This window comes from Parapedomonas caeni, assembly GCF_041060555.1.
Taxonomy (GTDB): Bacteria; Pseudomonadota; Alphaproteobacteria; order Sphingomonadales; family Sphingomonadaceae; genus CAUJIW01.
The window spans coordinates 287,222-302,529 of the sequence record NZ_JBEUDS010000002.1 but is presented as its reverse complement, the minus strand read 5'-3'; the positions used below and the strand labels follow the sequence as shown (position 1 = coordinate 302,529).

Annotated in this window: 14 protein-coding genes; 5 read left to right on the top strand and 9 right to left on the bottom strand. The window is 68.2% G+C overall.

Annotated elements, in window-relative coordinates; genetic code table 11:
• Positions 1–134: 134 nt before the first annotated feature.
• Genes ABU113_RS03120 through ABU113_RS03110 form a run of 3 tightly spaced genes read left to right on the top strand, consistent with a single transcriptional unit; the run spans position 135 to position 3,672 of the window.
• Positions 135–1,319, top strand: a complete 1,185-nt coding sequence (locus ABU113_RS03120; protein WP_454558023.1) for a glycosyltransferase family 4 protein — start codon at positions 135–137, stop codon at positions 1,317–1,319.
• A gap of 20 nt (positions 1,320–1,339) precedes the next feature.
• The gene (locus ABU113_RS03115) at positions 1,340–2,524 is read left to right on the top strand and encodes a glycosyltransferase (protein ID WP_454558016.1); all 1,185 of its coding nucleotides are present in this window, start codon (positions 1,340–1,342) and stop codon (positions 2,522–2,524) included.
• Complete coding sequence (locus ABU113_RS03110; protein WP_454558015.1) at positions 2,521–3,672, top strand: glycosyltransferase; 1,152 nt, start codon at positions 2,521–2,523, stop codon at positions 3,670–3,672. The genes ABU113_RS03115 and ABU113_RS03110 overlap by 4 nt, the downstream gene beginning before the upstream one ends.
• Positions 3,673–4,334: 662 nt before the next feature.
• Here the strand turns inward: ABU113_RS03110 and ABU113_RS03105 are convergent.
• Positions 4,335–5,738 carry an LptF/LptG family permease gene (locus ABU113_RS03105; RefSeq protein WP_454558014.1) on the bottom strand — a complete coding sequence of 468 codons (1,404 nt, stop codon included), beginning with the start codon at positions 5,736–5,738 and terminating at the stop codon, positions 4,335–4,337.
• A 138-nt stretch (positions 5,739–5,876) separates the two neighbouring features.
• Between ABU113_RS03105 and ABU113_RS03100 the strand changes: the two genes are divergently transcribed.
• Positions 5,877–6,353: a DUF2141 domain-containing protein gene (locus ABU113_RS03100; protein WP_454558013.1), complete on the top strand. Its 477-nt coding sequence runs from the start codon at positions 5,877–5,879 to the stop codon at positions 6,351–6,353.
• Between the two features lie 44 nt (positions 6,354–6,397).
• Here ABU113_RS03100 and ABU113_RS03095 read toward each other — a convergent pair whose 3' ends face one another.
• From ABU113_RS03095 to ABU113_RS03065, 7 genes are all read right to left on the bottom strand, one after another.
• A complete protein-coding gene (locus tag ABU113_RS03095; RefSeq protein WP_454558012.1) occupies positions 6,398–6,979 on the bottom strand; it encodes a YceI family protein in 582 nt (193 codons plus the stop codon).
• A gap of 98 nt (positions 6,980–7,077) precedes the next feature.
• Positions 7,078–7,680 (bottom strand): cytochrome b, encoded by a 603-nt coding sequence (locus tag ABU113_RS03090; protein WP_454558011.1) that lies wholly within the window; start codon positions 7,678–7,680, stop codon positions 7,078–7,080.
• Between the two features lie 17 nt (positions 7,681–7,697).
• Positions 7,698–8,300 carry a YceI family protein gene (locus ABU113_RS03085; protein WP_454558010.1) on the bottom strand — a complete coding sequence of 201 codons (603 nt, stop codon included), beginning with the start codon at positions 8,298–8,300 and terminating at the stop codon, positions 7,698–7,700.
• A 288-nt stretch (positions 8,301–8,588) separates the two neighbouring features.
• On the bottom strand, positions 8,589–9,089 hold the full coding sequence (locus tag ABU113_RS03080; RefSeq protein WP_454558009.1) for a CarD family transcriptional regulator: 501 nt from the start codon (positions 9,087–9,089) through the stop codon (positions 8,589–8,591).
• 287 nt (positions 9,090–9,376) lie between these two features.
• Positions 9,377–9,715, bottom strand: coding sequence for a ferredoxin FdxA (gene fdxA / locus ABU113_RS03075; protein ID WP_454558008.1), 339 nt, complete (start codon positions 9,713–9,715; stop codon positions 9,377–9,379).
• A 60-nt stretch (positions 9,716–9,775) separates the two neighbouring features.
• Positions 9,776–10,123: an RNA-binding S4 domain-containing protein gene (locus ABU113_RS03070; RefSeq protein WP_454558007.1), complete on the bottom strand. Its 348-nt coding sequence runs from the start codon at positions 10,121–10,123 to the stop codon at positions 9,776–9,778.
• Between the two features lie 24 nt (positions 10,124–10,147).
• A complete protein-coding gene (locus tag ABU113_RS03065) occupies positions 10,148–12,721 on the bottom strand; it encodes a helicase-related protein (protein WP_454558006.1) in 2,574 nt (857 codons plus the stop codon).
• Between the two features lie 229 nt (positions 12,722–12,950).
• On the opposite strand from ABU113_RS03065, the gene ABU113_RS03060 reads away from it, so the two are divergent.
• Positions 12,951–14,474 (top strand): peptidoglycan DD-metalloendopeptidase family protein, encoded by a 1,524-nt coding sequence (locus ABU113_RS03060; RefSeq protein ID WP_454558005.1) that lies wholly within the window; start codon positions 12,951–12,953, stop codon positions 14,472–14,474.
• 31 nt (positions 14,475–14,505) lie between these two features.
• Here the strand turns inward: ABU113_RS03060 and ABU113_RS03055 are convergent, their stop codons facing one another.
• A complete protein-coding gene (locus tag ABU113_RS03055; RefSeq protein WP_454558004.1) occupies positions 14,506–15,273 on the bottom strand; it encodes an SDR family NAD(P)-dependent oxidoreductase in 768 nt (255 codons plus the stop codon).
• Between the last annotated feature and the right edge of the window lie 35 nt (positions 15,274–15,308).

The following is a 15,308-nucleotide window of genomic DNA, read 5'->3' as shown; positions in this document are numbered from 1 at the left end:
AAGGCATGGCCGAACTCAACCAACCCATGATCGAGGAGGAAAATCAGCCCCTACACATCACCGCCAAAGCCGCCTGACGATGGCCCACGGCCACAGCCGAAATTACACCACCTTGACGGACGCGACCCGTCGCGCTGTTTTCCGGTAATTACAATTACGTCAAGGATGGCGCCAACGGCACACTCAACCGTCTGGTCGGTCACCTGCTCAAGCGCGGGATCCCGGTACGGATCTATTCGCCGACATCCGACACCCCTGCCTTCCCGCCCACCGGCGACCTTGTCTCGGTACCCTCGGTCTCGATCCCGCGCCGGCGCGAGTACCGTCTGGCGCTGGGGATGCCCCGCAAGGTGCGCGATGACCTGGACGCCTTCGCGCCAACACTGATTCACGTCTCATCGCCCGATCTTCTGGGCTGCGCGGCGCTGCGCTACGCGCAGCAGCATGAACTGCCGGCCGTCGCCTCCTACCATACCCGCTTCGAGACCTATCTTGGCTATTACGGCCTGGGCTGGCTGGAACCGGGTCTCAAGCTGTTCCTCAACCGCTTCTACGCCCGCTGCCAGCGCCTCTATGTGCCGACCGCCTGCACCGCGTCCCTGCTGCGGGCCGACGGCATCCAGCAGCCGGTGGACATCTGGCATCGCGGCGTCGATCGTGCGCTGTTCTCGCCGAACCGCCGCGACCCGGCCTGGCGGGCCAGCCTCGGCATCGCGCCCGACGAACCGGTGCTGCTGTTCGTCGGCCGGCTGGTGCGGGAAAAGGGGCTCGACGTGTTCGTCGCCGCCGCCGACGCCCTGGCCGCCCGTGGTGTCCGGCATCGGGTTGTCGTGGTCGGCGACGGGCCGGAGCGGGAGTCATTGCGCCAGGCCCTGCCCCTGGCGCGCTTCACCGGCTTCCTGACCGGCGAGGCGCTGGCGCGCGCCTACGCCAGCGCCGACATGTTCTTCAACCCCAGCGTCACCGAGGCATTCGGCAACGTGACGCTGGAGGCCATGGCCTCCGGCCTGCCCACCGTCTGCGTCGACGCGACGGGCAGCCACACGCTGGTCCACCATGGCGAGACCGGCTACCTGGTGCCGCCCGGCAACCTCGACGCCGCGGTCGATCGGCTGGCGGCCCTCGCCGGCGACCTGGCACTCAGGCACCGCATGGGTGATGCCGGCCGGCGAGCCAGCGCCCATTATGACTGGGACACGCTGCTCGATGGCGTGCTCCGCTCCTACCGGGATGTCATCGCCGGCTGGCCGCCGCTGACAACGGCCCGGCTGGCGCCCGCCGCCGCCCGCATGGGTGACCTGCTCCAGCCCCTGCGATGAACGGAATGGCGGCCAGGCCGTTGAAGATTGTCGACGTCGCCGAGTTCTACAGCGAGCGCGGTGGTGGGGTGCGCACCTATATCCGGCAGAAGCTGGCGGCGGCGGCAACGCTGGGTGTCGACATGACCATCGTCGCGCCCGGACCGTTCACCACCACCGAGGCGTCGACCGATGGCGGCCGCATCCGCTGGGTCGCCAGCCCGCGCGAGCCGTTCGACCCGCGCTATTTCCGCTTCACTGATGCCGCCGCCGTCCATGCCGTGCTCGACGAGGAAGCGCCCGACGTCGTGGAAGCCTCCTCCCCCTGGGCGGGCGCCCGTGTCGTCGCCCGCTGGCGGGGCAAGGCGTTCCGGGCGCTGGTCATGCACATGGATCCGGTGGCGGTCTATCCGCACACCGCGCTCGACGGCGTGGTCAGCGCCGACACGGTGGATCGCGCCTGTGGCTGGTTCTGGCATTATCTGCGCCAGCTCAGCCGGCGTTTCGACCAGACCATCGTCGCCGGCGACTGGCTGGCGGCGCGGCTGGCACGCTTCCGGCTACAGCAACCCGTCGCCATCCCCTTCGGCATCGAGAAGCAGCTGTTCTCGCCGGCCCTGCGCTGCCCGGACACCCGGCGGGCGATGCTGGCCGCCTGCGGCATCGACGATCCCGACACCCCCTTGCTGATCGCGGTCAGCCGGCACCATCCGGAAAAGCGCCTGAGCGTGCTCATTCGCGCCGTCGCCCGGTTGCGGCACCAGCGGCCGATCGGCCTCTACATTGTCGGTGATGGCCCTGCCCGAGCCGCCATCGGCCGCATGGCCGCCCGGGTACCGGGCGTGTCTCTGGCCGGCGTGGTCAGCGACCGTCGGCGGCTGGCCACCCTGCTGGCGAGTGCCGATGCCTTCGTTCATGGCGGCGCGGCGGAGACCTTCGGGCTGGCGGTCGGCGAGGCCCTGTGCGCCGGCCTGCCACTGGTGACACCCGATCGCGGCGGCGCCGCCGATATCGCCCGACCCGATTTCGCCGAGACCTATCGGGCCGGCGATTCCCGCGCCTGCGCCGCCGCCATCGTGCGCCTGCTGGCGCGCCCCCGCGCGCCGCTGGTCGACGCCGCCTGCCTGGCGGCGGGCCGGCTGTGGACACCGCATCAGCACTTCAGTGCGCTGTTCGAGCATTATCGCCGTCAAGTACGGGAGTCCGAGGCGCTGGCGGCCGCATGACCGCCCGGACCATCCTGATCATGCTGCGCGACGTCGCCGGCGGCGGCTCCGAGCGGATCGCCATGCGGCTGGCCGGTGCCTGGAGCCGGCGCGGACGCACGGTGCTCGTCACCACCGCGACGCAGCCCCGGGCCAGCGTCAGTCGCCCGCCCGCACTGCTCCAGTGGCGACCGCCGAGACGCGAGGCCTTGGGCTTCGTCGGCTTCTGCCTGCACCTGGCGCACACCATCCGCACCGAGCGGCCCGACGTCGTGCTGGTGCCAGGCAACAGCTACACCGCCACCGCGGCGGTCGTTCGCGCGATGCTGGGCACCGCCTGTCCGCCGCTGGTCTGGAAGATCAGCAACGCGCTCGATCGCACCGACCTCGCTCTCCCTGTCCGCCTGGTCAACCGCCTCTGGCTCAAGGCGCAGCACCAGCTGTTCGACCATGTGGTGGCCATCGCCAGCGCCCAGCGCGGCGAGGCCCTCGCATATCTGCGTCTGCCCGAGCGCCGGATCAGTCTGATCCCCAATCCCGCCATCTCGCTGGACCTGCTGGCCGAGCACACGCCACCCCGGCCGCTTGCCGGCCGCCCGCCGCTGCTACTGGGCATCGGCCGGCTGGAGCCCCAGAAGGACTTCATCACGCTGATCCGTGCCTTCGCCCGCATCGCGCCGGTATGGCCCGGCACACTGATGATCCTCGGCGAGGGGCGACAGCGATCCGTCCTCGATGACGAGATCCGCGCCCTCGGTCTGGGGAATCGCGTCACCCTGCCGGGTCATGCCGCCGACGTGCCCCGCTGGCTGGCGCAGGCGCGCGCGCTGGTGGTCAGCTCGCGTTATGAAGGCCTGCCCTCGGTGCTGCTGGAGGCAATGGCGTGCGGCACGCCGGTGGTCGCCACGCGCTGCTCCGACAGCGTCGCCATGGTGATGGATCAGGGCGCGCTCGGACCGCTGGTGCCCACGGGTGATCCGGCGGCACTGGCGCAGGCCCTGCATCAGGCACTCGACCGCCCGGCCGATGCCCACCGGTTGCAGGCGCGGGCGGCGGCCTTCAGCCTCGATGTGGCGGCACCGCTCTATCTCGACCTGTTCGACCGCCTGGTCCTGAGCCGCCAGGCGACGCTCGACGCGCCCATGGCGCTCACCGTGCGCGACGGCTAACCTGACGACCGATGACGGATCGCCTGACCAGATACCACCCGGCACTGCGGGTCGGGACCAGGCTGCTGCTCTCCATGACGGTGCTGGGCGTCCTGCTCTGGCAGGTGCGGGGGATCGGCTGGGCGGCGGTGTTGACCGCCCTGCCCACCTCGCCATGGTTCTATCTGCTGGGACTGGTGCTCTACCTGGCATTGCCGGTATCGGAGACGCTCATCTTCCACCGACTCTGGGGAACCGGCTGGACCACGCTGCCGGTATTGCTGCGCAAACGGGTCTATAACGAGGCGATCCTCGATTATTCTGGCGAGGCCCTGCTCTACCGCTGGGCCAACCGGCATCTCGGCCTCGGCCACCGGGCCAGCCTCTCCAACGTCAAGGACAGCGCGCTGCTTTCCGGCCTTGCCTCCAATGGCGCCACGGTGCTGCTACTGGTGCTGCTGACGACGAGCTCGGGCCTGCCGGCGCTGGCCGGCCACGCCAATCTGCTGTGGATGGCGGTGGGGCTGGCGATCCTGCTCTCGGCGGGCGTTGTACTGCTGCGCGGGCGGCTTCTGGGGGTCGATACCACGCTGGCCCTCTACATGGTCGGCATCCATGCCGGACGGGTGGCGGTGGTGAGTGTCGTGCAGGCGCTGCAATGGTGGGTGGCGATGCCCGCGGCGTCACCGGGAGTCTGGCTCGGCTTTATCACCCTGCGCATGGTGGTGACGCGCATCCCCTTCCTGCCCGGTCGCGATCTCGCCTTCGCTGGCGCCGGCATCGCGGCGGGCGGCCTGATGGACGTGGCGCAGGCCGACATCGCCGCCGTGCTGGCCACCGCCGGCGCGCTGACGCTTGCCCTGCACATTGTCACCTACGTGGCGACCCACCAGACGGTGCCAGCGAAGACGCCGGCCGAGCCAGCGCCCGAGAACGACTAGCTTGCGCCCGGTCAGGTGGAACGGTGCCAGCGGCTGGCCGCCGGCCTTCTCGGCCAGCACCAGGAACAGTCCGACACTCAGGGTCGCGAACAACAGGAAAGGCCCCCACACCACCAGCGCGACATCGGCACCGGCGGCGGTTGCCCGTTCGCCCGACTTGATCAGCTCGTTGAGCAGCAGCAGCAGACCGATGCCGAGATAGACGCCCAGCGCCGAGGCCTGGCGCTTGGGCGTCGGCCCCATGGCGATCCCGAGGAACGGCAGCACGAACAACACCGCGATCTGCGCCAGCCGACGGTGCAGGGTGCCCCGCGCCTGCCGTTGCACCGCCTCGGGGTGGCGTGCATCCCCGGCGATCCGCCACAGTTCCGGCAGCGTGACTTCCATGCGCGTGTCGCTGCGCTGACGAAAGGCCTCAATGCGCGGCAGGTCGATGGGAATGTCGTGCACCGAAAAGGTAAGCACGCGCGGCGGCGCCACCTGGGGCCCGGTCTGGATCAGCGTTCCCTCATGCAACCGCAACAGCAGGATATCGGGATCGTCGGTACGCAGGAAGCTCGCCCAGCGCGCCGACACCGCCAGATCGCGGCCGTGCCTGTCGCTGGAATGCAGGAACACCCCTTCCAGTTGCCGCCCCTGCTCGCGCGAGGCCTCGACCCGCAGCACCGAACGTTCGCCGACACGGGCGAACTCACCGACCTTGATGCTGGCACCCAGCGCGCCGGACTGCAGCTCGAACTTCAGCCGGGCGTAGGCATAACGCGAATAGGGCTGCTGGAACCCGATCAGCCACGTCGACACCAGGGCCAGCAGCACCGCGAACAGCACCGGCGCACGCAACAGCCGCCAGGCACTGAAACCCGCCGCCTGCAAGGCATCCCACTCGGCGCCCAGCGTCAGCCGGCGGACCGTCAGCGTCACCGCCAGCAGCAGACTGACGGGAATGGCGAACCCCAACTGTTCCGGCATCAGGTTGGCGAGCATCCGCCACACCACGTCCACCGGCCCGCCCTTGTTGATGACGAAGTTGAACAGGCTGAGCATGCGCTCCAGCAGCAGCAGCATCGCCGCCACCGTCAGGCTGGCGAACAGCGGCACGATCATCAGGCGTGCGACATAGCGGTCGAGGCGGGTCAGCTGAACCATGGTGCTCGGGAGTCACGATATCGTCAGGAAAATACGCTCATAGTGCCGTCCGATGACAGAGCCGCGATGGCCTCGGCCCCATCGCCGATCGGGAGAGCCTTCTTGCCGTGGATTACCACTACCGCCGCCCTCCTTCCCATGTTCGCGGCGTCAGCACTCCCCGCCGGTCTTGCCGGTGACACCCACGCCTGCGACGGAGGACCGGCGGTGCTGGTGCGGGTTGTCGGCCTGAAGGATCGCACGGGCCAGGTGCGGGTCGAACTCTACCCCGGCACCGACGAGGATTTCCTCGCGCCGCGCAAGGTGCTGCGCGCCCAGGGCAAGCTGTTCAAGCGCATCGACACGCCGGTGCCGCCCCACGGCGCGATGCAGGTGTGCGTCAGTCTGCCCGACGCCGGCCGCTACACCCTGTCAGTGCTGCATGACCGCAACCTCAACGGCAAGCTTGACCTGTTCAAGGACGGATACGGCTTCCCCAACAACCCCAAGCTCGGCTTCGGCAAGCCGCCGGCCAGCACCGCGGCGTTCACCGCGTCCGCCGGCGTCACAACGCTCGACATCCGCCTCAACTACTGGAACGGCATCGGCGCCCGGCCGCTGCGCGGCGCTGACTGACCCGGACTGAGTGCGCCAGCGGCAGAGGTTCCCGCCACAAAGGGCTATCCCTTGCGGCGCGCCACCACGCTGATTCTGACCGGAATCGCCAGCGACACCCAGTCGCCGCCGGCGTCCGAGCCCTTGCCGATGCCCCAGTCGATGCGCTTGAGCGTCACCTGGCCGCTCATGGTGGCGACGTCGCCCTTGATCGCCAGCTGGAACGGCAACGTCACCGGCACCGCGACACCGCGCATGGCGAGCGTGCCATTGGCCACATAGGTGCCCGGCCCGGTGGCGCGGACTTTCGTCGCCCTGAAGGTTGCCTTGGGGGTTCGTGCGGTATCGAACCAGTCATCGGTCGGCAGCGTCTTGTCGTAGGTGGCATCACCGGTTCGCGCCGAGGCGAGATCGATCACGACGTTGATGACGGACGCCTCCGGCTTGGCCGGATCAAAGTCGATCGCCGCCGTCCAGGCGCCGAAGCGGCCGGTGAAGGCCTTGCCCATGTGCTCGCCGGCGAACTGGATATGGCTGCGGGCGGGGTCGACCACCCAGCCCGCCGCCCGTGCCGGCCCGACGCCGACAAACGCCAGGGCCAAGGCCAAGGCCACGGCCAGCGCCGGCACCGGCATCAGCCGCGTCATCGGATAGCCTCCCCGCCGGGAGCATCGGTCGGACATGTCGGACTCCTCGTCGGGAGATACGCGTCGGCGATAGTGGCCGGAACCGGGCGCGGGCTGCCTCAGCGGCCGCGCAGCCACGGCACCATGCGGGCCATCACATCGTCACGGTCGATCAGGTGATGCTTCAGCGCCGCCGCCACATGCAGGATCAGCAGGCCGATGATGGCAAACGCCAGCAGTTCATGGGCTTCTTCCAGCGACTCATGCACGGCTTTCCTGGCGTCGGCCGCCATGTCGGCGAGAAAGCCGATGTTCGGCCAGGCGAACAGGTCGAACCACATGGTGGGCAGGCCCAGCGAACTGGTGGAAACCAGCGCCCAGCCCGACAGCGGCAGGCCCAGCATCAGCAGATAGAACAGATGGTGAGTGCCCACCGACAGCTTGCGCTCCCACGGCTTCATGCTGGCGGGCAGCGCCGGCGGCTTGTGGCCGATGCGCCAGGCCAGGCGCACCAGCGTCAGCACCAGCACCGTCAACCCCAGCGACTTGTGCAGCTGAATGATCTTGAAGCCGAGCTGCTTGTCGGCCGGATTGTCGGAATGCAGCAGATCGCCCATGACGAAACCCGCCACCAGCAGGCCGATGATCGCCAGCGCGATCAGCCAGTGGAGAATGACGGCGACCGTCGAATAACGGCTGGCGGCAGCGGACGTCGTGGTCATGGGCGGTCCTTCCGATCTCAGTTCTGCTGAAGAAATTCCGCTTCGATCATAACGGTTACCGTGTCGCCGACAACCGCCGCCGGCAGAAAGGCGGCGACGCCGAAATCGCTGCGCTTGAGCTGGGTGGTGGCGGAGAAGCCGAGTGCGCCGACCTTGCGCATCGGATGCTGCGCCAGGGCGCCGTTGAGCACCGCCTCCAGCACCAGCGGCTGGCTCTTGCCCATGAACTCCAGCGTGCCGGTGATGCGGCCCGTGGTGGCGGAGGTCCGCTCGATCTTGGTCGAGGTGAAGCTGATCTTCGGGAAGGCGGCGGCATTGAAGAACTTGTCACCCGCCAGCTCGGCGTCGAAATCCTTCTTGTCCTTGTACGGGTAGTCGGTGCGCACCGAGGCCGGGTCGATGGTCACCACCACCTTGCTGTTTTCCGGCTTGGCGGCATCGAAGGTCAGCGAACCCTCGGTCCTGGCGAAACGTGCCGTGTAATTGGACAGGCCGAAGTGGCTGACCTTCCAGGTGACACTGGTATGCGTCGGATCGAGATCATAGACGCCGCTGGGCGCGGCGATGGCGGTCGCGTCGGCCGCGTGCACGGCGGGCGCCGCGGCAAGGGTCATGCCCATGGCCAAGGCAACGGCGGTCAATGTCCTGAACGTCATCGGGGTATCCTTCCAGCTGCTGAATGAGGGGGAAACGCGGCTCTGCCCACGCCGGGCAACACGAATGAGAGGCAGGAACTTAATATGCCCTCGCGCTCTTGGCGAGCGCGAGGGCATGATTTCTGTCTTCGCCGGTCGCGAACAATCCCGCGCCATGCACGACTCGTCAGGCCCGTATCGCCGGCGACGGCTGAAACGGCAACGGCCGCCCCGTGGGGCGGCCGTCACATGCGCCAGTGCGGAACCGAAGGCTCAGGCGGCCTTCAGAACCTTGTGGATCTTGTCCTGCGCGGCCTGCTCGTCGATGTTCTCCATCGCCGCCAGTTCGCGGGCGAGCCGGCTGATCGCCGCCTCGTAGATCTGACGCTCGGAGTAGGACTGCTCCGGCTGATCCTCGGCGCGATGCAGGTCGCGCACCACCTCGGCGATCGACACCAGATCGCCCGAGTTGATCTTGGCTTCATATTCCTGGGCGCGACGCGACCACATGGTGCGCTTGATCCGCGGCTTGCCCTTCAGCGTCGTCAGCGCCTCCTGCAGGGTCGCCTGGCTCGACAGCTTGCGCATGCCGACGGTTTCCGCCTTGTTGGTGGGGACGCGCAGGGTCATGCGCTCTTTTTCAAATCGAATCACATAAAGATCCAGCTTGGCGCCCGCCACATCCGTGGTCTCGACCTCAATAACCCGGCCAACGCCATGCTTGGGATAGACAACATAATCGCCAACAACGAACTTCAGAGATTTTGTCGCCATATATATATCCTGTCGTAGTCCCTGAACGTGTACACACATCGTCCCGACGCCGGCCACACATGGCGGCCGCGAACTGGCCTGCTTCATCCGGGAAAAGGCCGATGGCCAAGAAGTTTCACGTCAAGACAATCCGAATGCCTGCTTTGAGCATCGTCGTGATTGTGTAACACGAAATGGTGGGAAATGCCACCCTTTTATACCGCAATGCAATGAAGGGCACCGCTGGCGGCGGCTGCCACCAGCGATGCCCGCTGTCATATCGTACCGGCCAAGCGGGCCGGCAGGGCTCAGTTACCCTGGCCCGGCTTGTCCGAGAAGAACTTGTCGAACTTGCCGTCGACGCCCTTGAATTCGTCGGCGTCGGCCGGCGTCGGCCCCTTCGACGTGATGTTCGGCCACTCGGCGGAGAACTTGGCGTTGAGCTCCATCCACTTCTCCAGACCCGACTCGGTATCGGGCAGGATGGCCTCGGCCGGGCATTCCGGTTCGCAGACGCCGCAGTCGATACACTCATTGGGGTTGATGACGAGCATGTTCTCGCCCTCGTAGAAGCAGTCCACCGGACAGACTTCCACGCAATCCATATACTTGCAGCGAATGCACGCCTCAGTGACGACGTAGGCCATGGCGCTCGGGCTCCCCTTTCAACTTCCGAGCCTCCTGCTAGCCAAGCCGTGCCATCCCCGTCAACCAGGATATGCAGCGACTTCCAACGCCGGTGCCGGCACGGCCTCCACGGTTCGCCAGGGCTGGGGACTGAGATCGACATAGAGATGGCGGGCGGCATTGAAGGGGCCGCGATGGTCGGCGATCCCCTCGACCTTCACCACCACCACCTTGCCGGCCTTGGGAAAGCTGATGACGGAGCCCATGCGCACCGCCGCATGCGGTTTGTCGACCACCCGGCCATCGAGCCGCAGATGCCGGCTGGCGCAGACCTCCGCCGCCTCGGCGCGGGTCTTGAACAACCGCGCGAACCACAACCATTTATCGAGACGCTGCGACTGTGTGTCCCTGCCTGTCCCGCTGCCCATAGACGCGCATTCTCCTCTCTGAACTCACACTCCGCCGCCACGCAGCGGCGCCAGAACCGAAAACGGCGAGTCGGCGCGGGCCGGCACCGGCACCGGCCGCGCCTTGCGGCGGGCATCGCCACGCCACCTGAACGCCGCCACCACCGGGCCATCGCCGCCGGCGACCTCCTCCGGGACCGTCGCCCGACCATAGCCCAGCGCCATCATCAGCCGGGCGAAATCCGGGCGCGACAGCCCGACCATCGACACCAGCGAGTCCGGCGGCACGATGGTCCTGTCCTGGCGCGCGGCATCGCGCAGCGCCTGCAGCAGCCGCTCCACCACATCGACCCGGATCGCCTTGTCGACCACCGGCCAGTAGCCGGCGACGGTGTAAAAGGCCTCCGGCACGACAGGATCGCGCACAATCGTCACCGCCCCTTCGCGCGGCAGGCCGGTCAGCCGGCCGGGGTTGGCCGCCGCCCACAGCGCCAGCCGCCAGCGGGTCGGCAACGGCTTGAGCAGTCCGGGGACGAACAGATGCCGGGTGCCGAGCCGGACCCCGGCACGCGCCACCCAGCGCCGCTCCTCGCGGCTCATCGCCTTGATCTGCGCCTCGGCCAGATCACGCGGGGCAATCCCCAGCCCCTGCACCAGCTGCACGGCAAGTCCGCGCGCGGCGCCATTGATCTTGCCGTCCTTATGGTCGCTGGTGTGGCCGTTGGCGACCGCCGCCAGCCGCTTGAGCGGCCCCAGATGCTGATCGATCTGACTGTCGAGCCAGTCCGACAGCCGGGCGGCGATCGATGCCCGGTCGCCGTGACACAGACCGGCGGCGCCGGGCTCCAGCCGGATCTGCGGGCTCAAGGGGCAGCGTCCGGCCGCCAGCGTGGCGACCAGCGCGCCGCGCCACAGGATGCGGCCGTGCGGCGACACCGGCGCATAGTCCAGGGTGAAGGCTTCCTCGTCGCTGCTGGCGAGCGCACGGGCCCGCCGCCCCATCTCGGCCGACAGCACCCGTTCCGCCGCCGCCATCACCCGGCGGCGATCATCGTGCCGGGTGGCGGGATCGACGGTGAAGGTGAAGCCCGACAGCGTGCCGATGGCCTGCCCTTCCACTTCCACCGATCCGTCGGCGGCAACCTCGATGCCCATGGCATGCCGGCCACCGGCCTCACGCAGCAGGATCGAGGTGCGACGGTCGACGAAGCGCTGGATCAGCCGCTCGTGCAGCACGTCCGACAGCTTGTCCTCGACGGCGCGGGTGCGCTCGGCCCAATGTTTCGGATCGTCGAGCCAGTCGGCACGCTGGGCGACATAGGCCCAGGTGCGGATGCCGGCGATGCGCCCGGCAATGGTCTCGATGTCACCACCCGTGGCGTCCAGCCGGGCCACCTCGCCCGCCACCCAGTCGGTGGGCAGCGTGCCCCTGCCCTCCGAGAGATGACGGAAGATGCGCCCCACCAGACGGGCGTGAATCTCGGGGCTGACCTTGCGATAGTCGGGAATCTGGCAGGCGTCCCACAGCCGCCGCACCCGCGCCGGCCGCGTCGTGCGCGCCGCCACGTCGGCCTCCTGCGCCAGCAGCCTGAGCACCGCGAGGTCCACCGCGTCATCGGCCCGGCTCAGCTCCGGCCGGTCGGGGCGGCGATCGAGCGACCGCAGCAGGCCATCGACCGACGAGAAATCCAGATTGGCGTTGCGCCAGCGCAGCGACTGCAGTGGCTGGAAGCTGTGCCCCTCGATCGCCACCACTTCCTCCGGGGTGAACCCCCGCCCCTCCTCGAACTGCACGGCGCCGAAAGTGCCGTCGCGCTGGTGGCGGCCGGCCCGGCCGGCGATCTGCGCCATTTCCGCCGGTGTCAGCCGACGATGGCGGCGGCCGTCGAACTTGTGCAGGCCGGCGAAGGCGACATGGGCGATGTCCATGTTGAGGCCCATGCCGATGGCGTCGGTGGCCACCAGATAATCGACCTCGCCTGACTGGTACATCGCCACCTGGGCGTTGCGGGTGCGCGGACTGAGCGAGCCCATCACCACCGCGACACCGCCGCGCTGTCGCCGCAGCATCTCGCCGATGGCATAGACCTGCTCGGTGGAAAAGGCGACGATGGCGCTGCGCTTGGGCAGCCGCGACAGCTTGCGCGGCTCCATGTAGCTCAGCGTCGAGAAGCGCGGCCGGGCGATGATCTCGGCCTCCGGCACCAGCCTGGCCACCAGCGGCCGCAGACTGTCGGAGCCGAGGATCATCGTCTCGTCGCGCCCGCGCGCCCGCAGCAGCCGGTCGGTGAAGATGTGGCCGCGCTCGTCGGTGGCGCCCATCTGCGCCTCGTCGAGCGCGACGAAGCCGACATCGCGCTCCAGCGGCATCGATTCAGCCGTGCAGAGGAAGTAGCGGGCATCGGGCGGCAGGATGCGTTCCTCGCCGGTGATCAGCGCCACCTGCGCCGCGCCCTTGATTGCCACCACCCGGTCATAGACCTCGCGGGCCAGCAGCCTGAGCGGAAACCCCATCATGCCGGAAGCGTGGGCGCACAGCCGTTCAACCGCCAGATGGGTTTTTCCGGTGTTGGTCGGCCCCAGGACGGCCGTGATCTTGGTCAAGCCCAACGCGCCCATATCCCCGCCAGTTTGCCGCATCGCACAATACAGTCAAGTCCGGAGACCAAAGATATTGTGGATATGCGGGCAACCACCTCTAGGGAATGTATACCATGTCGCATGTGACCGCATTATTAAGCATTTTGATTTGACATCGCCAACTCCGGGGGACATTTTTCGCGAGTCGAAACCGCTTCTGGCGGCGATGACTGTATCGTTTCGGGTGGGGCAACACGGAGACCACGGGGTGCTGAGAACAGGGCTCCTTTCGCTTGCTCACGAACATCGCGGTGCATCACCGACCTTCCCGCTTCCCGGCGGCGAGTTTGATCTTGCCGTCGATCTGGGCCATCAGATCGGCTCGCTGCGCTGGTGGCGCGGCCTCATCACCATCAGCGCGCTGATCAGCACCGCGACCTCGCTGGCGCTGGGCTCGCCGCCGCAGGCTTTTCCGTCGCCGCCGCCCCAGGAGCGCAGCCCCGAACAGATCAGGGCGCTGGAACCCGCGGTCATCCGCCCCCTCAAGGAAGGCGCCCGCACCGGCGAACAGGTACCGATGACCGCCCTGGCGACGCCGCTCGCCGCCACCCCCGAACCTGACCGGATCAGCAAGGACATCCGCTACAATCGTGGCGACACCCTGGTCGGCGTGCTGCGCCGGGCCGGCGTTTCCTATCGCGAGGCCAACGCCATCGTCCAGTCGCTGGGCGAGCACGGCCGCATTGTCGACCCGCCGTCCGGCGAGCAGCTCAAGGTCACCCTCGGGCGCCGCATCTCCAGCAAGGAGCCCCGGCCGGTGGAGACGCTGGCGTTCCGCCCGTCGTTCGACATGCGGGTCCAGCTGGCCCGGCTCGGCTCGACCTATCTCGTCAACACGTCGCCAATCCGCGTCATCAATGCCCCCGCTTTCGTCGACGGCGAGGTTGGCCGGGGCATCTTCGTCTCGGCGCGCGAGCTGGGCGCGCCGGGCGGCATTGTCAGCCAGTACATCAAGGCGCTGAGCTACAGCGTCGACTTTGAACGCGATGTCGGCAGCAAGGACCGCTTCAGCCTGGTCTTCGAGCGCGAGGTCGCCGAGACCGGCGAGGTCAAGACCGGCCGCCTGCTCTACGCCAAGCTGGATCGTGACGGCAAACGCCCGGATGTCGAGCTGGTGTGGTTCGCGCCCCGCGGCGAGAAGGCGCAGTTCTTCAACGCCAACGGCTCATCGATCAAGCGACTGCTGATGAAAACGCCGGTGGACGGCGCCCGCATGACCTCCGGCTTCGGCCTGCGCCTGCACCCGATTCTCGGCTACAGCCGACTGCACAAGGGCGTCGACTTCGCGGCCGGCACCGGCACGCCGGTGATGGCTGCCGGCTCGGGCACCGTGGTGGTCGCCGGTTACAACCGTGGCCACGGCAACTACGTGAAAATCCGGCATGGCGGCGGCTACGAGACGTCCTATTCCCACCTCAGCCGGTTCGCCAAGGGCCTGCGCGTCGGTGCGCGCGTCGCCCAGGGCCAGGTCGTCGCCTATGTCGGCTCGACGGGCCTGTCGACCGGTCCGCACCTGCACTACGAGGTTCATCACAACGGCAAGGCGATCAACCCTGCCGGCGCCAAGCTGCCCACCGGGTTCACGCTTGCCGGCGCCGAGCTGGCCGCGTTCAAGACCCACTACACCCGGCTGAAGAACCTGCCGCGCAATCAGCGGCCGGAAGCGGTGCTCGCCCAGGCCGGCGTCGACACCCCGGCCGGCGACAAGAAACCGGCCCGCGCGAAGAGCTGATCCCGTCCGCTCCCACGGCCGGCCTTTTGCCTCAGTCGATACCGAGGCCGCCATCCACGGCATAGTTGACGCCGGTGATGAAGCGCGACTCGTCGGAGGCGAGGAACACCGCCATGCTGGCGATGTCCTCCGGCTCGCCGATGCGGCCGATGGGGTGCATCGCCTTGTACCCGGCCATCAGCGCCTCGCCGTCGTCAACCTGGGCGATCACCTTCTCCAGCATCGCGGTACGGATGACGCCGGGGCTGATGGTGTTGCAGCGGATGCCATAGCCACTTTTCGCGCAGTGCAGCGCGATCGACTGGCTCATCAGCGCCAGCGCCGCCTTGGACGCATTGTAGGCGACCAGCTCCGCCATCGGCTTGAATGACGATACCGAGGCAATGTTGATAATGGCGCCGCCACCGCCGCGCTTCATCAGGGCGATGGCGCCACGGCACCCCAGCAACGCGCCCCGGGTGTTGATCGCCCAGGTGCGGTCGAAGGCCTCCATGCTGACGTCCTCGACCGAGCCCATCAGCGTCACCCCGGCGCAGTTGACCAGGATATCGAGCCGGCCGAAGCGGGCCTCGACCTCGGCCATCACCGCCCGCCAGTCGTCCTCGCGGGCGACGTCATGACCCAGGAACAGGGCGGACGCACCGGCGACCTCGGCCTCGGCGGCACCGGCGGGGTCGATGTCGGTCATCACCACCGTCGCCCCCTCGCGCACGAAGCGGCGGGCGATACCCTGGCCCAGACCCGAGGCCGCGCCCGTGACGATGGCGATGCGCCCTGCCAGTCTGCCGTCCGTTGCCATGCCGCCCTCCCCGGTAATGCGTTGCGGCTCTGCAT